The sequence below is a fragment of the Xanthomonas sp. WHRI 6106 genome, from assembly GCF_040202405.1.
Taxonomy (GTDB): Bacteria; Pseudomonadota; Gammaproteobacteria; order Xanthomonadales; family Xanthomonadaceae; genus Xanthomonas; species Xanthomonas cannabis.
Genome location: NZ_JBEGFC010000003.1, coordinates 182,360 through 203,156, shown reverse-complemented (window position 1 = coordinate 203,156; position 20,797 = coordinate 182,360). Strand labels below are relative to the sequence as shown.

The window sequence follows — 20,797 nt, the reverse complement described above, 5'->3', positions numbered from 1 at the left end:
GTGTCGGGACAGCCCGGTCGCGCCCGGGTGCGCTCCTACGATGGCCGTGGACATCGCCCTGGCTTTTGCGATTCCCTATTCCCGAATCCCCATTCCCAGCACCTACGCGCGCTTGCGCGACTCGATCAGGTCCAGGTTGCGCACCAGCCGCCGCGACAGGTCGTCGGAAATCTCGCGACGGCGCGCAAGCTTGAACAGCTCGTTGCGCTCGGCCACCAGGGCGGTGTGACGGAACTGGCGCAAGGCCTGCTCGTAGGCGCCGGCCTCTTCCGGATCGGTTTCGGCCATGTCCACGGCACCCAGCTTGCGCTGGTAACGCTGACTGACCTGATTGGCGGCGGCGTTGTAGCGCTCGGCATGCGCGCTGTCTTCCACCAGCCGCTGGCGCAGCTTTTCCACCGCCTCCAGGGCCGCCTGCGAGGCGGCCTTGACGGCCAGGTCTTCCTTTTGCTGTTCGTCTTCCTCTTCCGGCAACTCCAGCCCGCGCAGCAGTCGCGGCAATGCCACGCTGGCCACCAGCAAGGAGACCAGGATCACCGAGGCCGCCAGGAAGATCGCCAGCTGGCGGGCTGGAAACGGCGAGCCGTCTTCCAGCATCAGCGGCAGCGTCAGCACGCCGGCCAGGGTGATCGCCCCGCGCACGCCCGCCAGCGATACCGCCACCACGATTCGCCAGGGCGGGCTGACATGCGCCTCGCCCCGTCGTTGCGCCTTGAAGATGTTCCAGCGCAGCGACAGGAACACCCACACAAAGCGCAGCGCCATCAGGCTGGTGCTGATGGTGGCCACGTACACCGCCAGCCACCACGGATTGAGGTGCCCGGCCTCCTGCACGCTGCGCACCGCCCCGTCCAGGATGCCCGGCAACTGCTCGCCCAGCAGCACGAAGATGATGCCGTTGAAGGTGAACTGCACCGTGTCCCACACCGCCGAGCGCTGCAGACGCATGTTGCCCGGCGCGTTGCCGGCCATTTCCACGTAGCTCATGGTGATGCCGGCGGCCACCGCGGCCAGGATTCCGGAGGCGTGGAAGGCTTCGGCCAGCAGGTACGCGGCGAACGGCGTGAGCAGGTTGACCAGGATCGCCGAGCCGGGCTCCTCGCCGAAATGGCGCCAGATCCAGGCCTGGATCCGGCTCAGGCCGAAGGTGGTGGCCACGCCCAGCGCCAACCCGGCCAGCGCCACCCACAGGAAGGTGAGCGAAGCGGTCGCCACCGAGAACGTACCGGTCAACACCGCGGCCACGGCGAACTGGAAGCACACCAGGCCCGAGGCGTCGTTGAGCAGCGACTCGCCTTCCAGAATGTGCATCAGGCGCTTGGGAATCGGCACCTTGGAGGCGATCGAGGACACCGCCACCGGGTCGGTCGGCGAAATGATGGCAGCCAGCGCGAACGCCACCGCCAGCGGCATGGCCGGGATCAGCCAATGGATCAACAGGCCGGCACCGATCACCGTGAACACCACCAGGCCCAGCGCCAGCTCCAGGATCGCCGCCTTGTCGCGGAACAGGCCTTGTTTGGGAATGCGCCAGCCGTCCAGGAACAGCAGCGGCGGCAGGAACAGCAGGAAGAACAATTCCGGTTCCAGCTCGTGCCCCGCATCGAACACACCGGAGACCACCGCGCCCAGCGCGATCTGGACCAACGGCAACGGCAGCGAGAACGGCAGGATGCGGATCAGATAACCGCTGGCCGCGACCGCCAGCAACATGGCGAGGACGACATCGATCGAATGCATGTAAAACCCGGAAGAAGAAACGACCGCACGTGCGGCATCATCTTGCGACGCACAACAACGCACTGACGGGAACATACCGGTTTGCAACCGGTGATGAAACCATCAGGCGCGATCGATTCGGCCCTGACAGCCTATCGCGCCGCCCTTCCTCAGCCACTCGATCGCAGGTCACCTGCGGCAACGCCCCGATACGAACAGTCCGCCAATGCTGCGGAGACTGCCGCATCCCGAGACGTGAGACAGGCCACGCAACACCGATACCAATCGGGCAACCGGCGGCAGCGCACCTGATGCTGCACACGCGACCAGCAGCCATCGCGTCGACAGCCAGGCGAAGCGATTCACGTTGTTCCTGACGCCGCACTCACCACGCCAAACCCCGTAATGAACATCAAGACCACGTGATGCATCCGGCCCGCAGCGGCAGGCGTATTGACCCTACGGTTGCCATCCAGGCGACCGCCAACCCAAAGGATCGATGCCTCATGAAGACGTCACTGCAGTCGCTTGCCATTGCTACCGCCATTGCCCTGACCAGCGCGATGGCTCCTGCTTACGCTGCGTCCAACCCGACGGTGGGTGGTGCGCCGATGCTGGTCACCAAGGACATCGTCGACAACGCCGCCAACTCCAAGGATCACACCACGTTGGTTGCCGCAGTGAAGGCCGCCGGCCTGGTCGAGACCTTGAAGGGTCCGGGCCCGTTTACCGTGTTTGCGCCGACCAATGCGGCGTTTTCCGCACTGCCGGCCGGTACGGTGGACACCTTGCTGAAGCCCGAGTCCAAGGCGACCTTGACCAAGGTGCTCACCTATCACGTGGTGCCGGGCAAGGTGGACGCCGCCTCGCTGATCGCCAAGATCAAGGCCGGCGGCGGTAGCGCCACGCTGACCACGGTGCAGGGCGAGCCGCTCACCGCAAAGCTCAATGGCAAGAAGGTCACCCTCACCGACGTCAAGGGCAATACCGCCACAGTCACCATCGCCGATGTCAACCAGAGCAACGGCGTGATCCACGTGATCGACAAGGTGTTGATGCCGTAACGGCAGTTGCTGCGCCACCTGCAGGTGGCCTGCGCGCGAGGTCATCGGCGGAACGGGCCGCGTTCCGTCGATGGTCGACGCCGACCGCGCATGCGGCACTTGCAGGGAGTTCAATCGTGATGAGCACCCGGCGATTGTGGGTGTCCCGACAGATGCGCTCCAAGCCGGGGCGCACTGGCGGTACACGCTGATCCCGACACCATCCAGGCCCCCCTATGACGGCGCAGCAATTCACTGGCTGCGCTTGAGTGACCTGTCTGAATGCGATGGCGTTGCACTCCGGCGCCATCGCGTCCGCTTCCTGCTACGACACATAGACACCAGTGAACAGCGAAGCCGCACGCGTCCGGGCACCAGACGTCGGGCGGCGCCACCACACCGTGAAGCGGCGGTGCGGGACCACCGGTTCGCCAGTGGCCCCGATTGGTGTCATCGTTCTCCGACACCATGCGCGTGCAGATGCACGCGCATCTTTTATGTAACCACGGTGCGATCTGCGGCGACCGGTGCATGCAGCAGCTGGCGCAGGTCGTCGACAAAGCCTCGGTAGCCTTCCTCGCGCGCGGCCTCCGAGCCTTGCCGCAAGACCCACGAGGGATGCACGGTGGCCAGCACCGGCGTGCCATCGTCCAGCACCTGCCACTGGCCGCGCTGCTGCATCAAGCGAAAGCGGCTCCCCAACACCGCCTGTGCGGCCGTCGCCCCCAGACAGACGATATGCGCCGGCCGCAGTTGCGCGCGTTCGGCGTGCAGCCAGCCGCTGCAGGCCTGCACATGCGAACGCTCCGGGTTGCGATGCAGGCGGCGCTTGCCGCGCTGCTCGAACCGAAAGTGCTTGACCGCATTGGTCACGTAGAAGGTCGTGCGGTCCACACCCAACTCGCCCAATGCCATCGTGAACAGACGCCCGGCCGGGCCGACAAACGGACGCCCACTCAGATCTTCTTCGTCGCCCGGCTGCTCGCCGATGACCATCACCGCTGCATCGTCCGGCCCTTCGCCGAACACGGTCTGGGTGGCCGGTTGCCACAGCTCGCAGCGCCGGCAATCGCGCGCTGCCACACGCAGCTGCGCAAGGCTTTGGGTTGCCACTTCCACGGCTGGTACGGGTGCCACCGGCACCCGCCGTCGCACCGGCTCGGGCGCGCGCTCGGCCATCTCGCGCACCCGCACGCCGGCTTCGCGGATCAGCTCCGGCAGCAGTGCCGCTTCGGGCAGGTTCTTCCAGTATTTCTGCGGCATCTCCTGCCGCATCATGGTGGGATTGAGCCGCGCCGGATTGAAAATATGCGCGTAATAGGTGCGCCACAGGGCTTCCTGCGCATCGTCGGCCGGCACCTGCGTCCGCACCGCACCATCGCCGAACGACAATGCCTCGCCATCCCAGCGCACGCTGCGATACGGCGTCAGGATCGCCCACTGCATGCCGGCAAACCGCCGCGCAAAAAACGGGGCGACGCGGTCCACGATGCAGTGATCGGGCTCGAACCAGGCAACGAAGTCCTCCACCTCGCCCGGCAGGCGGCGAAACCGCACAAACGCCTTCATCTTGTGGGTATCGCGCTGCACCGCTTTCTGCCATTGCCGCAAACGATGCACATCCACGTCGGTGGCGCGCTCCAGCAGCGCCTTCTCGCCGGAGGCGATCCGCCACAGCAACCGATACAACACCGCATGCCGCTGCGGGTCACGATGGCATAGCACCGACGCCGCCAATTGCATGAAGTCCGCCGACACCCGTGGCGGTGCCACTACCACCGGCAGGTCCTGCAGCCGCTGCCCCATCAGCAACCCGCCCTGCGCCCCGCCGTTCCATGCCACGTCATCCGGCTCAACCTGCGCACACCAGCCGGCCCGCGCCAATGCACGCCACGCCTCGAAACTCCACGGTGGATCCACCTCAGCGCTGAACATCACTCACATCCGATCATCCTGGTTCCCACGCAGCAACGCGCACTGGCCAGCCACCTCCGACGCGGCTGTACCCGATCTCGCCAGCGCTGCTGCGCGACCGTGACCACGCCGGCCCCTGAGGTTGCTGTCCCACCCCGCCTTGACGCAGGAAGCGCCCCACGCCGCCAGGTGCCGAAGCGCTTGGGGCAGAGCGCGGGATGACGGGAGCGGGAATTTGCAAGGCAGCGCCATATTGCTGTGTGAACACATTGCCGTGCGCCGCACCTCCGGCGAGCGGCCTGCCCCTCATCCGCCCGTCGGGCATCCTCGTCCGGGGAGAAGGTGGCGCCCTCCCGACGATGAGGCATCACTCAAACAGGCTCGCCTGCCGCGGTGCAGGCGCCAGCTGCGCACGCAAGCGCACCGGGTCGTCCAGGCGTTGCCGCGGATGATGATCCAGCACACTCACAAACGGCAGCAGCTTCTTCATCGGTACCCGCAAGCGGGCAAGGTCGCCCACCCGCAACCGCGCGTGCCGCCGCGACAACAGCAGCCGCTCCACGTTGCGGGTGCCCAGCCCCGGCACCCGCAGCAACATCTCGCGCGGCGCCTGGTTCAGATCCACCGGAAACCGCTCCGGGTTGCGCAATGCCCATGCCAGCTTGGGGTCCACGTCCAGATCGAGCATGCCGCTGGACTGCGCGGGCGCAATTTCTTCCACGCTGAATTCGTAGAAGCGCAGCAACCAGTCGGCTTGGTAGAGCCGGTGCTCGCGCTGCAGCGGCGGTGCCTGCAAGGGCAGCTTCGACGAGGCATCGGGGATCGGGCTGAAGGCCGAGTAATACACCCGCCGCATGCGGTAATTGCCGTAAAGATTACGGCTGGTGTCCAGGATGCTGCGGTCGTTGGCATCATCGGCACCGACGATCATCTGCGTGCTCTGCCCGGCCGGGGCAAACCGCGGCGGCTTGGCCCGGCGTACCTTTTCGGCCTTGCGTTCGAGCTGGTTTTCTTCGATGCGCCAGCGCAGCTCGCCCATGGCCGAGCGGATGCCGCCGACGCTCTTCTCCGGTGCCAGCTGGGTCAGCCCCTGCTCGGTGGGCAACTCCACGTTGATGCTCAGACGGTCCGCATAGCGGCCGGCCGCCGCCAGCAGTTCGGGCGCTGCATCGGGAATGGTCTTGAGATGGATGTAGCCGGCAAAGTGATGCTCTTCGCGCAGCTGGCGTGCCACTTCCACCAGCTGCTCCATGGTGTAGTCGGAGTTGCGGATGATGCCGCTGGAGAGGAACAGGCCTTCGATGTAGTTGCGCTTGTAGAAGTCCAGCGTCAGCGTGACCACTTCTTCGGGCGTGAAACGTGCACGCCGCACGTTGCTGGAGACGCGGTTGACGCAGTACGCGCAGTCGAACACGCAGAAGTTGGTCAGCAGGATCTTCAGCAGCGACACGCAGCGGCCGTCCGGCGTGTACGAGTGGCAGATGCCCATGCCCTCGGTGCTGCCGATCCCGCCGGTGCCGAGCGAATTGCGCTTGTTCGCGCCACTGGAGGCGCAGGAGGCGTCGTATTTGGCGGCGTCGGCAAGGACGGCGAGCTTGTCGAGGATTTTCACGCAAGCAGCATGCAGCCGGGGCGTCTCAGCCTATGAGACTGCGCAGCAGCCGATCGTGAACGCTTCAGAGCGCAGCGCTGGCGCACACGCCGGCACCGTCCTGCGGCCCGGTCAGACTGCGGTAGCCGCAGTGGCCGCGGCGCCATCGAAGCGATAGAGATCCATCGCCAGAAAGCCCGCATCGATGCCGGCATCGATGCGCTGTGCGCCGAGCTGGTCGCCCCCGGCCGCACCCATCGCGACGTAGAGCGGCAGCAGATGCTCGTCGCTGGGATGTGCGCGCGCTGCATACGGTGCCTGGCGGCGGTAGTCCAGCAATGCCGGGATGTCGTTGTCCGCCAGTGCGCGCTCGGTCCATGCGATGAAGGGACGCACGTAGGGCGCTTCGCGCTCGGCGCTGTAGCCCTGGCCGAAGTCGTGCAGGTTATGGGTGATGCTGCCGGAGCCGATGACCAGAACGCCTTCGTCGCGCAACGGCGCCAGCGCGCGGCCCAGCGCGAACTGGTGCGCCGGCCCGAGCTCGGGCTGGATCGACACCGACACCACCGGGATGTCGGCCGCCGGGTACAGCAGGCGCAGCGGCACCCAGACGCCGTGGTCGAAACCGCGTTGCGGGTCCAGGTGCGGATGCAGCCCGGCCTGCTCCAGGCGGCGCACGACCTGCTGCGCCAACGCCGGCTCGCCCGGCGCCGGATAGTCCAGCGCATACAGCGGCGCAGGGAAGCCGCCGAAGTCGTGGATGGTCTGCGGCCGCGCTGCACCGCTGACCAGCGGACGACGGCCCAGCCAATGCGCGCTGGCGACGATGATCGCGCGCGGCCGCGGCAGCTGCCGACGCAGTTCCTGCAGCCGCTGCCCCACCTGGCCCGGCTGCAACGCCGTCATGGGCGATCCATGCGAGATGTACAACGATGGCAGGCGGCTCATGCGCAACTCCATGCGCCCAGGCTGATGCACAGCAAGGCCGCGCCGTAGGCCGCGGTGCGCGGGGGTGCAAGGGTGGTGGACATGCGAGCACTCCGTTGAGGACCGCCCTAGCCTATGACCCGTGGCATTCGGATAAAGGGCGCGAGGTCGGATAATTTGTTGCACCACAAGCAATAATCGGAGCCCGGATGGATACCCTGGATGCGATGCGCGTCTTCACCGCCGTGGCCGAACGCAGCGGCTTCAGCGCCGCGGCCGACGCACTGGACCGCTCCACCGCCAGCGTCACCCGGCAGGTGGCTGCGCTGGAACAACGCCTGGGCACCCGCCTGCTCAATCGCACCACGCGCCGGGTCAGCCTGACCAGCGCCGGCACCGCGTATTACCAGCGCTGCCTGCAATTGTTGGCCGACCTGGACGACCTGGAGGCCACCATCGGCGCGCAGGCGCTGGAGCCGGCCGGCGTGCTGCGGGTCAATGCCCCGGTGAGCTACGGGATCGAGCGCCTGGGTGCCTTGCTGCCTGGCTTTCGTGCGCGCTACCCGCAGGTGGAGCTGGACCTGTCGCTGACCGATCGCCTGGTCGATATGGTCGAGGAAGGCTTCGATGTCGCCATCCGCATCACCCGCGAGCCGGCACCGATGCTGATCGCCCGCCAGCTGGGCACGGTGCGGCTGGTGCCGTGCGCGGCGCCGGCCTACCTGGCGCGGGCGGGCACGCCGGCACACCCGGCCGATCTGGCTGGCCACGAGTGCCTGCTCTACCACTACTCGCCCACCGGCGACGCGGTGCGCTTCCACGGGCCCGATGGCGATGTGGATGTGCGCTTGCACGGTGGGCTGCGCGCCAACAATGGCCATGTGCTCAATGCGGCGGCGCTGGCCGGCCAGGGCATCGTGATGCAGCCGGACTTCCTGGCCGACGCGCATCTGGCTGCGGGCCGCCTGGTGCGCATCCTTCCGGCGTACGAACTCGGCCAGATCGGCATCTTTGCCGTCTACACCAGCCGCAGCCACCTGGCACCGAAGGTGCGCAGCTTCATCGACTACCTGCTCGAGCACCTGGCCGCACCGGCACCCGGCTGAACGGGCCCGGCAACAGTTCGTCCCGCGCGTGGTCATTCTTCTGTCGCGGCCGGTATGCCCACAATCCCCCTCCCCTCGTTGAGCAGGAGCATCCATGAGCAAGATTGCCATCGTGTATTTCAGTGGCTACGGCCACACCGTCAAGCAGGCCGAAGCCGTGCATGCGGGGGCCGCCAGTGTGGCCGAGGCCACGCTGTACCGCATCGACCAGGACGGCAACCTGCCTGACGACGCGTGGGACGCGATCAGTGCCGCCGATGCCATCATCTACGGCAGCCCCACCTACATGGGCGGGCCGGCGTGGCAGTTCAAGAAATTTGCCGATGCCAGCTCCAAGCCGTGGTTTACGCAGGCGTGGAAAGACAAGATTGCCGCCGGCTTCACCAACTCGGCCTCGGTCAGCGGCGACAAGGTCACCACCATCCAGTATTTCTGGACCCTGTCGCAGCAGCACGGCCAGATCTGGGTGGGCACCGGTTTGCCGCCAGCCAACACCAAGGCGCACGGGCCGCAGGACGTGAACTGGACCGGTGGCTGGGGCGGCGCGCTGGCGATCTCGCCATCGGACGCTTCGCCGGACGAAGCCCCGCGCGCAGGCGATCTGGAAACCGCGCGGCTGCTGGGCAAGCGCGTTGCCGAATTCACCAACAAGCTCAAGGGCTGAGCTGGCCTAACTGCACCCGCGCGCGTGCCGAAACAGGGCGATGCGCGGGTGCGGTTGAACAGCATCGCCAGGCCGCCGTACGCCAACGCGGCCACACCCCCCGTCACCATCGCCACGCAAGACGTGTGCACGGCCCGGTCACCAGCGCATCGCATGCGCCTGCCCATCGCTGCCGCTCCCCAATCGGCGCAGTCTGGACCCATGCAAACCACTTCGATTCGCACGGCACTCCCAGGCGTCGCGCAGCGCGCTCGCTGCTATGCCGTGTCACACCTGCACCACCGCACACCGACCTCAGGCGTTAGCGCGTGGGCCACGCCGCGCTAACGCACACCGCGCCACTCTCCCCGCCTACCCTGCTGCACGGAGCCTCCCCCACCATGCAAACCCGTACCCTCGGCCGTTCCGGCCCCACCGTTTCCGCACTCGGCCTTGGTTGCATGGGCATGAGTGCGTTCTATGGCGACCGCAGCGACGAGGCTGCCTCGATCGCGGTGATCCATCGCGCGCTCGACCGCGGCATCAGCCTGCTCGATACCGCCGACATGTATGGCCCGCATACCAATGAAGTGCTGGTCGGCAAGGCCATCGCCTCGCGCCGGCACGAGGTGTTCCTGGCCACCAAGTTCGGCATCAAGCTCGACCCCGGCGATCCGTCGGTACGTGGCATCGATGGCAGCCCGGCCTATGTGCAATCTGCCTGCGAAGCCAGCCTGCGCCGCCTGGGCGTGGAGCACATCGACCTGTATTACCAGCACCGCGTCGATCCCAACGTGCCGATCGAAGACACCGTCGGTGCCATGTCGCGGCTGGTCGAACAGGGCAAGGTGCGTTTTCTCGGGCTGTCGGAAGCGGCCGCCGCCACCATCCGGCGCGCGCATGCGGTGCATCCGATCACCGCCGTGCAGACCGAGTATTCGCTGTGGTCGCGCGAGCCGGAAGACAACGGCGTGTTCGCCACCGTGCGCGAACTCGGCATCGGGTTCGTGCCGTATTCGCCCCTGGGGCGCGGCTTCCTGACCGGGGCATTCTCCTCGCCGGACGATTTCGACGCAGACGACTACCGCCGTCACTCGCCACGCTTCCAGGGCGAGAACTTCACCCGCAACCTGCAGCTGGTGGAGCAGGTCAAGGCGATCGCGGCGGATAAGGGCGTCACGCCCGGGCAACTGGCATTGGCCTGGGTCCTGGCACAGGGCCAGGACCTGGTTCCGATTCCCGGCACCAAGCGTCTGGCGTATCTGGAGGAAAACATCGCAGCGCTCGACGTGGCGCTGATGCCCGACGAACTGGCGCGCATCGATGCGATCTTCCCGCCGCAGGCCGCTGCCGGTACGCGCTACCCGGAAGCGATGATGGGCGCGGTCAACCGCTGAGCCGACGCGGCGTGATGGCGCCTGGACCACATGGCAGTGGTACCGGCCGTAACCGAAACCGTCGCAACCGGTTGCCGGTTGCCGCCATCCGGCTGCGACGGCGCGCTGGGCCGCGCGTCCATGACAGCGCGCTCGAGCATGCAGGCGTGGGTGCCCGCCATCCATGGAAGATGGCCGCGCTCCCGGTGCGGGTGCGCGGCCGTTGCGGTCGCTTCGCCGCCGCGCCACCGGACTGACTGCGGCTACTCACATCATCGCATCGCCGGCGCCTGCACACTGGCAGCACCTCACACCACGCACGCCCATGCTGTCCTTCGTGATCCCCGCCCATGACGAGGCCGCGCTGATCGGCGACACGCTGCAGTGCCTGCACGCTTGCGCACGCGCGCTCCAGCTGGACTACGAAGTGATCGTGGTGGCCGACGCCTGCGCCGATGACACTGCCGTCATCGCACGCAGCAACGGCGCGCAGGTGCTGGAGGTCCAGCTGCGGCACATTGCGGCCACGCGCAACACCGGCGCACAGGCGGCGCAGGGCGAGCGGCTGCTGTTCCTGGATGCCGACACCCTCATCAACCCACAGGTGGTCGGCGCCGCACTGGCAGCGCTGGACGCCGGTGCGGTGGGCGGCGGCGCGCAAGTCCACCTGCACGGCAACCGGGTGTGGTCCGAACGCACCGCGCAAGCGGTGTTCGGCTGGTTCTTCCGCATCGCCGGCATCGCACCGGGGTGTTTTCTGTTCTGCACGCGCGCCGCCTTCGTCACGGCCGGTGGTTTCGACACGCGCTACTACGCCGGCGAAGATGTCGCGCTCAGCCGCGCGCTGGCACGCTGCGGGCGCTTTGTGATCCTGCGCCAGACCGTGCATACCTCCGACCGCAAGCTACGCAGTTTTTCCAAACGCGAGCATCTGGGCCTGCTGCTGCGGTTTCTGTGGCGCGGACGGCGCATGTTGCAGACCCGCGATGCGCTGGGTTTCTGGTATCAACGACGGCGCTGAACCGAGTGTGTCCGCACCGGTGCGTGACGCGGCGGTGCCTGCCCTCAAATCGGGACGTGGCACCGCAGGCCACTTACACTGCGACACCTGTCCCGGTTTCGAGTCGCGCCGCATGGCCTCTTTGCATCGCCCTGTCCTGATCGCCGCCATGGCCGCTGCGGCATTGACCGCCGCAGCGTGTCACCGCGAGGGCGCGCAGCCTGCCGCCGACAGTCACGCCGAGCACGCCCCCAGCACACCCAAGCTCGGCGATTTCGGCTTCGACGCGGCCGGCATGGACCGCAGCGTCGCGCCGGGTGATGACTTCTTCGCTTATGCCAGCGGCAACTGGGTCAGGACCACGCAGATTCCCGAGGACCGCTCCAGCTTCAACAGCTTCGTCAGCATCGCCATCGAGACCGAACGCCACAGCCGCGACATCATCGAAGGCGCGGCCGCCAACGACCGCGTCACCGGTGAAGACAAGCAGATCGGCGACTACTACGCCGCCTACATGGACGAGGCCAGCATCGAGACCAAGGGCGTGCGTCCGGTACAACCGGAACTGGAGGCGATCGCGCAACTGGGCGACAAGCAGGCGCTGGCGCGCACGCTGGGCGGGCAGTTGCGCGCAGACGTGGACCTGCTCAACGCGACCAACTTCTACACCGACCGCCTGTTCGGGCTGTGGGTGTCGCAGGATCTGCACCGTCCCGGCCGCTACGCGCCGTATCTGGTGCAAGGCGGCCTGGGCATGCCCGAGCGCAGCTTCTACCTGGACGGCGGGCGCATGGCGGATCTGCGCGAGGCCTACCGCGCGCACATCGTCAAGGTGCTGGAGCTGGCCGGCATCGCCGACGCGGCGGCCAGGGCCGAGCGCATCGTCGCGCTCGAAACGGCCATGGCACGCGTGCATGCCACGCCCGAACGGACCAACAACGTGCAGGCCGGCGCAAACGCCTGGAAACAGGCCGATTTTGCGCACAATGCCCCCGGCCTGGAGTGGGCACTGTTCTTCGATGCCGCCGGGCTCAAGGCGCAGCAGGACTTCATCGTCTGGCAACCGGAGGCGGTGCGCGGCTTGTCGGCCCTGGTGCAATCGGAGCCGTTGCAGACCTGGAAGGACTACCTGAGCTTCCGTGCCCTGGACCGGGCTTCGCCGTATCTGTCCAAGGCTTTTGCCGACGAGCGCTTTGCGTTTTATGGCACCACCCTGGAAGGCACGCCGCAGCAGCGCCAGCGTTGGAAGCGCGGGATCGACGCCACCAACGCCGCGTTGGGCGAGGCGGTCGGCAAGCGATATGTGCAGAAATACGTCAGCGCCCAGACCAAGACCCGCGCCGAAGAGATGGTCAAGAACCTGGTCACCGCATTCGGCCGGCGCATCGATGCGCTGGAATGGATGACCCCGGAGACCAAACAGCACGCCAAGGCCAAGATCGCCGGGCTGACGGTGGCGGTGGGCTACCCGGACAGCTGGCGCGACTACAGCGCGCTCGAGGTGCGTCGCGACGATGCGCTGGGCAACGTGGAACGCGCCCAGCTGTTCGAGTATCGCCGCAACCTCGCCAAGCTGGGCAAGGCGGTCGACCATCGCGAGTGGTACATGCTGCCGCAGGAAGTCAACGCGTTGAACGTGCCGTTGGAGAACCGGCTGATCTTTCCTGCCGCGATCCTGCAGCCGCCGTTCTTCGACCCGGCCGCCGACGATGCAGTGAATTACGGCGCGATCGGCGCGGTGATCGGGCATGAGATCAGCCACAGCTTCGACAACATGGGTGCGCTGTTCGACGAACATGGCGAGCTGCACAACTGGTGGACGCCGCAGGACCTGAAGAAATTCGAGGCCGCCGGCAATGCGCTGGCCGCCCAGTTCAGCGCATACAAGCCTTTCGACGACCTGAGCGTCAACGGCAAGCTGACGCTGGGCGAGAACATCGCCGATGTTGCCGGCCTGGCCACCGCCTACGACGCCTATCAGCTGTCGCTGCAGGGCAAACAGCCACAGACCATCGATGGCTTCAGCCCGGACCAGCGCTTCTTCCTCGGCTTCGCGCAGGCCTGGCGTGGCAAGTATCGCGATGCAGCGCTGCGCAACGCCGTGCTGACCGATGTACACGCGCCTGGCCGCTTCCGCGCGCAGACGGTGCGCAATGTGGACGCGTGGTACCCGGCGTTCGACGTGAAGCCGGAGCAGCAGCTGTATCTGGCACCGGAGCAGCGGGTCAAGATCTGGTAAGAGGCGGCACAGGACGATGCCTGTGCCGGGGCTCGTGCTTCGACACCCGCGATGCATGGACTGCTGCTCGACCTGCGCCCTACCCTCACCCCAACCCCTCTCCCGAGGGGAGAGGGGCTTTAGACCTCCGCTGCGGCTGCCACGTACAGCGCCGCGTGCCGCGGAGATTCGCCCTCTCCCGTCCACGCATATCACCCTGCTTTTTTCTCGCCCCTCTCCCGCCGGGAGAGGGGTTGGGGTGAGGGTACGGTGTTGCCATACGCTACCGCCCACGCATATCACCCAGCTTTTAAGCTAGACAACAACGCGATACATCGGTGCGCCAGTCCTGCACGCACACGCGCGCGGGCGCCGCAACGCAGCTGCCGATGGCGCCCGAAAGCGACACGCCCGCTCGCACGCTCCGATGAGCAGTGTTCCACGCCAAACACTCCGTCCGCACCTGCTCCACCACTCTGCAGCAGGCGTGTCAGCCACTCCTGGAACACGCCACCTCGCTTGCCGCGATAGGACGCTCAGCCGACCCTGCCCCCGTATATCAGGCCTTGTCAGGCCACTTCAGCAACATCGCCGGGGGCAACTGCATGCGCCTGCATGCGCGTGCCGAGAGGCCGTCGCGCAACGCAGTGCGGAACAGCGGCGCCAGACTGCGCAGCACGCGCGCGGATGCCCGCGCCTGGACACGCTGCGTGGCGGTGCGGCCCAGCATGTCACTGGCCCAGCCCGGCAACAGGGCGGTACCGGCACCGAGAAACACGCCGCGCGACAGGCCTGCAGCCGGCACCGGTAGCTGGATGCTGGTGAGGATGTCGAGCACCTCGCGCGAGCGCGCGTCCATGCGCAGCTCGCCACGCACCGACGCAAAATACGCGTCCACCTCGGCCTCGCTGGCGGGCACGTCACGGGCACCCAATGCGTCGGCCACGCGGCGCGCCTCGTCGTAGTAGCGGTCGGCAATCGCGGTGGGCACGTCGCGGCAATAACGGCGGCAGCCCTGCAGGAACCCGTAGGCCTCGGTAACGTGCACCCAGGTCAGCAGCGCCGGATCGTTGGCCTCGTACGGCACGCCATCTGCGGTATGGCCGCGGATATGCGAATGAATGCCCCGCACGCGTGCGATCAATTGCTCGGCTTCGGCCTGCGGCGCGTAGGTGGTGCCGGCAACGAAGTTGGTGGTGCGGCGCAGCCGCCCGACCAGGTCGGCACGAAAGTTGGAGTGGTCATAGACCCCGGCCAGTGCGCGCGGGTGCAGCAGCTGCAGCATCAAGGCGCATAACCCGCCCGACAGCATGCCGGGAAATTCGGAGTGCACGCGCCAGGTCACGCTGTCGGGGCCAAACAGGCCGGGGTCGCCCAGCGGCTGGTCGTATTCGATGGTGCTCTGACCACGCGGAAACGCGCCAAGCACCCAGCGGCGGATCTGTTCGGCGGCGGGGGCGGTGAGGGTACGCAGGGCAGCTGACATGCCGCAATGATACGCAGGCAGTCGCAACGCCACGTCAGTGTGCCGGCACGGCTCGGTGCCGTCGACCAGTTCAGTGGCGCGCGAATCAACTCCATACGGCCCGAAGCAGGCTCGGCGAGTGCGCCACGCAAATAGCGCACTTCGTCGCGACGATACCCTGCAGTGCGGCTTGCCCACATCCGCCGCAACGCGTGATTGCCGCATCACCCGGTGTGCAGTGCAACAAGATCGGGCAAGCGGAACATGCGCGATGTAGCACCGCCGCGCCGAATTCGCCTGAATTCAGCGTTTTGTGCGCAGGTGCGCAGGATTTCGCGGCCACCGGTTCGCCTCGGGCATTGCCATGCACGGCGAAAGTGCTAGAACTAGGGCCGTCCGACATCGGCGCGCCGCGCGAGTGGCACGCCGGTCGCTCCAGGGCACGGCAACCGCCGTTGCAGCAAGCCGTTCGTACCAGTCATCCGTCAGGAGCTTGTCATGATCGCTTTGTTCCAGGGTTTGGGCCTGCTATTGCAGGACAATGCACTCCATCGGCGCTCCTTCGACGAGCAGGTGGCCTACTGGCGCGACAAGACCGACGCGCAGCTCGACGAAGAGCTCGATCTGCTCAAGGTGGCCAAGAAGCAATGGGTGATCGCCTCGATCATCGGCTGGCAGGCGATCTCGCTGGTGCTGCTGGGTGTGATCACGCACCAGCTGTGGCAGAACGACTACCACCTCACCTTCAGTCGCATCGTCATCATCTTTACTTCGTGGGTGTCGATCCTGTTCATCATGTGGTACATCGCCGACCTGTTCGACCACAGCGCCGGTTTCGAGCGCTGGTTGCGCGCCTTCAACAGCCGCGCCCGGGTGACGCCGGACGCCGACTCGGTGGAATGCGTTGCCGACGCACTGGAGATGACCCGCCGCTACCCGGAAGTGCTGCGTTACAAGCAGGAAGTGACCTCCAAGCGCGAGCTGCGCCACGAAGACATCGTCAACATGCGCGAAATGGGCCGGCTGCGCCGCTATACCGAACTGCTGCGCGACCTCGACCGCTTCGACGGCGCGCCACGGCTGGTGGTCAATTCCTGACCAGGGCCGTGATGGCGATGCAGCGACGCGCTGACCAATAAACGCGCTGCCTGCAGCACTGATTCCGCTGCAAACAAGAACGGCCGGTGCGCACTGCACCGGCCGTTCTTGTTGAGTCCCAGCGGTCACTGCCAGCCGGTTGACGGGCGCCCGCTCCTGGCAGCGCACCCGAACCTGTGAGCACTCACGCCTGCGCCACCGCCTTCTCCACCGAGGGGGTACGCCAGCCGCTGCGCACGCCCCAGATGTAGAACACCGCGCCGACCGCGGCGACCACGGCCAGGTCGGTGCCGTAGCTGAGGTAGCCATGGCCACCGAAGTCGGTACTGCCAGCCCAGGACACCAGCGCGATGGTGGGCAGGTAGCAGATCATCCATGCCGCGCCCTTGAGGTTACGGCGCAGGTCCGGCCAGCCCTGCTTGGCCTGGTAATAGCAGTACACCGGCAAGGCCACGACCATCAGCAGGATGATCTCGCCGGTCAGCGGCCAGCGCGCCCAGTACAGCAGCTCGGTGGCCATCACGAACGCGACGCCGGCCAGCACCGGCAAGGCGGCGATGCGCAGCGGGCGGTGCAGCTCCGGCGCATGGCGGCGCAGCGCCATCGCACTGATCGGCCCGGTGAGGTAGGAAATGATGGTCGCCACCGAGATCACCGCGGCCAGCGTGCCCCAACCGCGGAAGAAGAACAGGAACACGAACGACACCGCCAGGTTGAAGAACATCGCCATGCGCGGCACGCCCCACACCGGGTGCAGCTTGCCCAGCACGGCCGGCATGGTGCCGTTCTTTTCCATGCCGTAGACCATGCGCGCGGTGGTGGCGGTGTAGGTGATGCCGGTGCCGCTGGGGCTCACGAAGGCATCGATGTACAGCAGCATTGCCAGCCAATGCAGGTTGACGATGATGGCCAGCTCGGCGAACGGCGAGCGGAAATCGATGCCGTGCCAGCCGGCCTTGGCCAGCAGGTCCGGCGGCACCGCGCCGATGTAGGCCACCTGCAGGATCACGTAGACCACCGTGGCCAGCGCGATCGAACCGAGCACCGCGAACGGAATGCTGCGCCCGGGATTGCGCGCTTCGCCGGCCAGGTTCACCGGGCTCTGGAAGCCGTTGAAGCTGAAGACGATGCCTGCGGTGGCCACCGCGGTCAGCACTGCGGCCAGATCGATCACGTGCGCATCGCCGTGGATGCCCACGCTGAAGTTCTCGCTGTGGAAGCCGCTGGCGATCAGCGCCACGCCGGTCGCCGCAGGCACCACCAGCTTGAACACGGTGATCAAGGTGTTGGAGCGCGCAAACAGCTTGACGCTCCAGAAATTCAGGAAGAAGTACACCAGCACCAGCACCGCCGAGATCAGCAGGCCTGGCACCGACAATTCACCGGCCCCGCCAGGTGCCTGCACGTAGAGCCCTTGCGCCCACGCCCAGGGCCAGGAGGCCATGTACTGCACCGAGGCCTCGGCTTCCACCGGGATCACCGACACAATGGCGATCCAGTTGGCCCAGCCGGCGATGAAGCCCACCAGCGAGCCATGCGAGTAATGGCTGTAGCGCACCATGCCGCCGGATTCGGGGAACATGGCGCCCAGCTCGGCATACGACAGCGCGATGGTGGTGATGATCGCCGCGCCCAGAATCCAGGCCCAGATCGCACCCGGGCCGGCCAGGCCGGCCGCGCGCCAGGCGCCGAACAGCCAGCCGGAACCAATGATCGAGCCCAGCCCGGTGAGCATGAGCGCAAAGGGGCCGACGTCGCGGCGCAACGAGTGTTCGGACATGAGTAGCCTGGCAGTGAGGGCGCCGTGAACCGGCAACAAGCCGGCAATGATCGCAGAAGCGGCCGCTGATCGTCAGTGCGTATTCAGGCTTGTCTCGAAACGGCTATGCGGCAGCCTGTGCCAGACGCCGCATCAGGCCCACGGGCGCCCCAGAGGCAGGCTGCGCGCTGCGGCTCAGCCGTGGCAATCGGCGCCGGGCACACTCGAATCCACGCAGGTGTGTGCCGCTGCCGGGATGCCACGCACTGCGCGGACCTGGCCCGGCGTCAGCGCAAAGCTGTCCAGGGTCCGGCGCACGCAGGCCGGCGCCGGCACGTTGCCGGCAACCGTGGCCAGCGGGCAGTGCTCCTCGTAGATCAGGTAGTGGCAGCGGCCACTGCTGCTGGCCAGGCAATGCACGTTGGTTTCGGTGGCGGTGACCAGGGTCTTGCTGAAGATCACCTCGCGGCCATCGCTGATGGCGCGGGTGATCGAGGTGGTGCCGTTGCGTTCGTGGCAACCGGCCAGGGCGAGCAGGCAATACACCAGGGAGGCGATCAGGCGCATGGAGGCAGTCCTTCGTATCGATGCGGGATGGGGGATGGGGGATGGGCGGGGTTACATGCCGCGGAACAGGCTCATGAACGGCTGGCTGACGGTGAGCGTCTCGCTGCGCCCGCGCAGCGCCAGGCGACCCTTGCCGGTGTCCTCGCGGATCACCGAGGCCACCGCCTTCATGTTGACGATGGTCGAGCGGTGGATCTGCTTGAACACCTGCGGGTCCAGCACGTCGAGCAACTCGCGCAATGGCGTGCGCAGGAGCGCTTCGCCGGCGGCGGTCATCACCGTGGTGTATTTGTGATCGGCCTGGAAATACGCCACCTCGTCCAGCGCGATCAGACGCGTCTCGCGGCCGCTGCTGGCGGTGAGCCAGGCCAGCGGCGGCGCGGCCGCGGGCGTGGCGGGACGCGCGGACAGGCGTTGCAACAACGCCTCCAGCAGGCTGCTGTCCGGCTGGCCGGCGGCGGCACGTTGCTGCACGCGTTGCCAGGTGGCCTGCAGCCGCTCGCGGCTGATCGGTTTGAGCAGGTAGTCCACCGCGCCGTGTTCGAACGCATCGATGGCGTACTGGTCGTAGGCGGTGACGAACACCACCTGCGTGCGCGGGCTGACCTCGCGCATGCCACGCGCCACCTCGATGCCGGTGAGGCCGGGCATGCGGATATCCAGAAACACCACATCCGGTTGCTCGGTGGCGATGGTCTCCAGCGCGCCGGAACCGTCCTCGCATTCGCCCACCACCTGCAGCTGCGGGCACACCTCGCCCAGCAACGTCAGCAGCGACTGCCGCAGCAGCGCCTCGTCCTCGGCGATCACCGCACGCAGCGCGCTCATGCCTGCACCTGCGGGGCGGGTGCGGTTGCGGTGCCGGGCAACGGCGGCGGCGACCGCGTCGCAACCAGCTGCGCCGGCAGCGGCAGGGTGAGGGTGGCCGCCACGCCACTGGGAAAATTGGACACGATGGCAAAGCTCGCCTTGCCGGCATAGATCAGCTGCAGGCGCTCGCGCAGGTTCTTCAGGCCGATGCCGGTGCCCTGGCTGTGCGTGTTGAAGCCCTGGCCGTCGTCGGCCACGGTCAGCGTGGCGTGGTCGTCCAGGCGACGCGCCAGGATCCACACCGTGCCACCGCCGGGCTTGGGCTCCAGGCCGTGCTTGATGGCGTTTTCCACCAGCGTCTGCAGCATCATCGAGGGCAGCTGCAGACCGCGTAGCTCGTACGGCACTTCCACCTGCAGGGCCAGCCGCGTGCCCATGCGGATGCGCAGGATCTCCAGGTAGGCCTGGGTGCGCTCGAGTTCTTCGCCCAAGGTGGAGATGGCGCCGTCGGCGCTGGGCAGCGAGCTGCGCAGGTACTGGATCAGGTGCCCGAGCATGATGTCGGCGCGTGGCGGGTCGGTACGCGCCAGCACCTGCGCGCTGGCCAGGGTGTTGTACAGAAAGTGCGGTTCGACCTGGGCGTGCAGCAGGTTTAGCCGCGCCACCGCCAGTTCCTTCTCCATCACCGACTGCTCGGCCGCAGCCTGTTCGTCGCGACGCTGCTCGCCGACCCGGCGCACCACCGCGCGATTGATCGCCTCGGCGTTTTCGAAGTTACTGCCCTCGTCCACCGCAAACAGGTCCACCCAGGCACCGGCGTCGGGCTCGCACAGCACGGTGACGCTGCTGGTGCCCTGCCCTGGCGCAATCGTCACCAGCACCGTGTTGTGGGTGATGGCAAAGCGCGCGAACAGATTCCAGCGCGACGGCTGGCGCCCTTCGTACGGGTCGATGCGCCGGATCTTGGCGCGGATCAGCAGGCTGCCCGGCGCGCATTCGATGTCCTGCACGCGCGGCAGGGCGCGCACCGCCTCTTCCACCACCGCAAAGCTGGCCCGCACATCCAGCGGCACTTCGATCTGGCGCCGCTGGCGGGTGGACAAGGTGTCGTGATCCAGCCGCCCGGCGATCAGCCGCACGCGTCGCACATGCGTGATCGAACTCATCAACGCCAGCGTCAGCAGCACGGTGCAGATCAGGCCGAAGAACGCCCCGGTGGAACCGAACAGCTGCGCCCACATGATGGCGGCCACCACCAAGGCGGCAGCCCAGGCAAACACGATGCGCACGATTAGGAAGACGCTGGCAGACACGGACGGGCAACTCGCAGGGCTGGGACGGGAGCGAGCATAGCCGGCACGTGCCGTCGCCAACGCCCGAGGCGACGAATGGCCGCCAGCGCCGCCTCAAGTGCCGCGATCGGGCGACGAACCCCGGCGGCGTACCCGCATGGCAGGCCCGGTGTGCGCAGCCGGCGCCACTGTGTGGGTCATCCGGTGCGGCCGCGCCAGCGCGCGTATCATGCCGGGCGGAGCGGCGTTGCCGCACGCTGCAGCGTGCC

Annotated in this window: 16 protein-coding genes; 7 read left to right on the top strand and 9 right to left on the bottom strand. The window is 67.2% G+C overall.

From position 1 onward, the window contains the following. Positions 1 to 102: 102 nt before the first annotated feature. Positions 103 to 1,740 carry a Na+/H+ antiporter gene (locus ABQZ09_RS06500; protein ID WP_039405778.1) on the bottom strand — a complete coding sequence of 546 codons (1,638 nt, stop codon included), beginning with the start codon at positions 1,738 to 1,740 and terminating at the stop codon, positions 103 to 105. A 485-nt stretch (positions 1,741 to 2,225) separates the two neighbouring features. On the opposite strand from ABQZ09_RS06500, the gene ABQZ09_RS06495 reads away from it, so the two are divergent. Next, the gene (locus ABQZ09_RS06495; protein ID WP_047696413.1) at positions 2,226 to 2,783 is read left to right on the top strand and encodes a fasciclin domain-containing protein; all 558 of its coding nucleotides are present in this window, start codon (positions 2,226 to 2,228) and stop codon (positions 2,781 to 2,783) included. A 474-nt stretch (positions 2,784 to 3,257) separates the two neighbouring features. Here the strand turns inward: ABQZ09_RS06495 and ABQZ09_RS06490 are convergent, their stop codons facing one another. The 3 genes from ABQZ09_RS06490 to ABQZ09_RS06480 all read right to left on the bottom strand — a co-directional run bounded on the left by ABQZ09_RS06490 (position 3,258) and on the right by ABQZ09_RS06480 (position 7,215). Continuing rightward, positions 3,258 to 4,697 (bottom strand): UdgX family uracil-DNA binding protein, encoded by a 1,440-nt coding sequence (locus ABQZ09_RS06490; RefSeq protein WP_184441590.1) that lies wholly within the window; start codon positions 4,695 to 4,697, stop codon positions 3,258 to 3,260. 346 nt (positions 4,698 to 5,043) lie between these two features. Further along, a complete protein-coding gene (locus ABQZ09_RS06485; protein ID WP_349776437.1) occupies positions 5,044 to 6,288 on the bottom strand; it encodes a putative DNA modification/repair radical SAM protein in 1,245 nt (414 codons plus the stop codon). A 111-nt stretch (positions 6,289 to 6,399) separates the two neighbouring features. Then, positions 6,400 to 7,215 carry a dioxygenase family protein gene (locus ABQZ09_RS06480; RefSeq protein WP_349776436.1) on the bottom strand — a complete coding sequence of 272 codons (816 nt, stop codon included), beginning with the start codon at positions 7,213 to 7,215 and terminating at the stop codon, positions 6,400 to 6,402. 188 nt (positions 7,216 to 7,403) lie between these two features. Between ABQZ09_RS06480 and ABQZ09_RS06475 the strand changes: the two genes are divergently transcribed. The 5 genes from ABQZ09_RS06475 (at position 7,404) to ABQZ09_RS06455 (ending at position 13,558) form a co-directional block, all read left to right on the top strand. Beyond that, positions 7,404 to 8,300 carry a LysR family transcriptional regulator gene (locus tag ABQZ09_RS06475; protein WP_039405787.1) on the top strand — a complete coding sequence of 299 codons (897 nt, stop codon included), beginning with the start codon at positions 7,404 to 7,406 and terminating at the stop codon, positions 8,298 to 8,300. Positions 8,301 to 8,394: 94 nt separating this feature from the next. Then, complete coding sequence (locus ABQZ09_RS06470; RefSeq protein ID WP_228314850.1) at positions 8,395 to 8,964, top strand: flavodoxin family protein; 570 nt, start codon at positions 8,395 to 8,397, stop codon at positions 8,962 to 8,964. A gap of 380 nt (positions 8,965 to 9,344) precedes the next feature. Further along, a complete protein-coding gene (locus ABQZ09_RS06465) occupies positions 9,345 to 10,340 on the top strand; it encodes an aldo/keto reductase (protein ID WP_039405793.1) in 996 nt (331 codons plus the stop codon). Between the two features lie 304 nt (positions 10,341 to 10,644). Then, the gene (locus ABQZ09_RS06460; RefSeq protein WP_228314848.1) at positions 10,645 to 11,340 is read left to right on the top strand and encodes a glycosyltransferase; all 696 of its coding nucleotides are present in this window, start codon (positions 10,645 to 10,647) and stop codon (positions 11,338 to 11,340) included. A gap of 148 nt (positions 11,341 to 11,488) precedes the next feature. Next, complete coding sequence (locus tag ABQZ09_RS06455) at positions 11,489 to 13,558, top strand: M13 family metallopeptidase (RefSeq protein ID WP_228314858.1); 2,070 nt, start codon at positions 11,489 to 11,491, stop codon at positions 13,556 to 13,558. A gap of 538 nt (positions 13,559 to 14,096) precedes the next feature. On the opposite strand, the gene ABQZ09_RS06450 is transcribed toward ABQZ09_RS06455, so the two are convergent. Continuing rightward, a complete protein-coding gene (locus ABQZ09_RS06450) occupies positions 14,097 to 15,023 on the bottom strand; it encodes an oxygenase MpaB family protein (protein ID WP_349776435.1) in 927 nt (308 codons plus the stop codon). Positions 15,024 to 15,500: 477 nt separating this feature from the next. Here ABQZ09_RS06450 and ABQZ09_RS06445 point away from each other — a divergent pair, with 477 nt between their 5' ends. Then, on the top strand, positions 15,501 to 16,100 hold the full coding sequence (locus tag ABQZ09_RS06445) for a hypothetical protein (RefSeq protein ID WP_349776434.1): 600 nt from the start codon (positions 15,501 to 15,503) through the stop codon (positions 16,098 to 16,100). A 184-nt stretch (positions 16,101 to 16,284) separates the two neighbouring features. Here the strand turns inward: ABQZ09_RS06445 and ABQZ09_RS06440 are convergent, their stop codons facing one another. From ABQZ09_RS06440 to ABQZ09_RS06425, 4 genes are all read right to left on the bottom strand, one after another. Beyond that, positions 16,285 to 17,880, bottom strand: coding sequence for an APC family permease (locus ABQZ09_RS06440; RefSeq protein ID WP_047694783.1), 1,596 nt, complete (start codon positions 17,878 to 17,880; stop codon positions 16,285 to 16,287). A 174-nt stretch (positions 17,881 to 18,054) separates the two neighbouring features. After that, positions 18,055 to 18,426, bottom strand: a complete 372-nt coding sequence (locus ABQZ09_RS06435; protein ID WP_349776433.1) for a hypothetical protein — start codon at positions 18,424 to 18,426, stop codon at positions 18,055 to 18,057. A 51-nt stretch (positions 18,427 to 18,477) separates the two neighbouring features. Continuing rightward, positions 18,478 to 19,254 carry a LytR/AlgR family response regulator transcription factor gene (locus tag ABQZ09_RS06430; RefSeq protein WP_228314847.1) on the bottom strand — a complete coding sequence of 259 codons (777 nt, stop codon included), beginning with the start codon at positions 19,252 to 19,254 and terminating at the stop codon, positions 18,478 to 18,480. Then, complete coding sequence (locus ABQZ09_RS06425; RefSeq protein WP_228314846.1) at positions 19,251 to 20,549, bottom strand: sensor histidine kinase; 1,299 nt, start codon at positions 20,547 to 20,549, stop codon at positions 19,251 to 19,253. The genes ABQZ09_RS06430 and ABQZ09_RS06425 overlap by 4 nt, the downstream gene beginning before the upstream one ends. Between the last annotated feature and the right edge of the window lie 248 nt (positions 20,550 to 20,797).

Excerpts from the sequence above, each read along its gene's own strand:
- ABQZ09_RS06475 (WP_039405787.1), top strand. The coding sequence starts at position 7,404 with ATGGATACCCTGGATGCGATGCGCGTCTTCACCGCCGTGGCCGAACGC.
- ABQZ09_RS06450 (WP_349776435.1), bottom strand. The coding sequence starts at position 15,023 with ATGTCAGCTGCCCTGCGTACCCTCACCGCCCCCGCCGCCGAACAGATC.
- ABQZ09_RS06455 (WP_228314858.1), top strand. The coding sequence starts at position 11,489 with ATGGCCGCTGCGGCATTGACCGCCGCAGCGTGTCACCGCGAGGGCGCG.
- ABQZ09_RS06440 (WP_047694783.1), bottom strand. The coding sequence starts at position 17,880 with ATGTCCGAACACTCGTTGCGCCGCGACGTCGGCCCCTTTGCGCTCATG.
- ABQZ09_RS06460 (WP_228314848.1), top strand. The coding sequence starts at position 10,645 with ATGCTGTCCTTCGTGATCCCCGCCCATGACGAGGCCGCGCTGATCGGC.
- ABQZ09_RS06480 (WP_349776436.1), bottom strand. The coding sequence starts at position 7,215 with ATGAGCCGCCTGCCATCGTTGTACATCTCGCATGGATCGCCCATGACG.
- ABQZ09_RS06465 (WP_039405793.1), top strand. The coding sequence starts at position 9,345 with ATGCAAACCCGTACCCTCGGCCGTTCCGGCCCCACCGTTTCCGCACTC.
- ABQZ09_RS06435 (WP_349776433.1), bottom strand. The coding sequence starts at position 18,426 with ATGCGCCTGATCGCCTCCCTGGTGTATTGCCTGCTCGCCCTGGCCGGT.
- ABQZ09_RS06495 (WP_047696413.1), top strand. The coding sequence starts at position 2,226 with ATGAAGACGTCACTGCAGTCGCTTGCCATTGCTACCGCCATTGCCCTG.
- ABQZ09_RS06470 (WP_228314850.1), top strand. The coding sequence starts at position 8,395 with ATGAGCAAGATTGCCATCGTGTATTTCAGTGGCTACGGCCACACCGTC.
- ABQZ09_RS06445 (WP_349776434.1), top strand. The coding sequence starts at position 15,501 with ATGATCGCTTTGTTCCAGGGTTTGGGCCTGCTATTGCAGGACAATGCA.
- ABQZ09_RS06430 (WP_228314847.1), bottom strand. The coding sequence starts at position 19,254 with ATGAGCGCGCTGCGTGCGGTGATCGCCGAGGACGAGGCGCTGCTGCGG.
- ABQZ09_RS06500 (WP_039405778.1), bottom strand. The coding sequence starts at position 1,740 with ATGCATTCGATCGATGTCGTCCTCGCCATGTTGCTGGCGGTCGCGGCC.
- ABQZ09_RS06490 (WP_184441590.1), bottom strand. The coding sequence starts at position 4,697 with ATGTTCAGCGCTGAGGTGGATCCACCGTGGAGTTTCGAGGCGTGGCGT.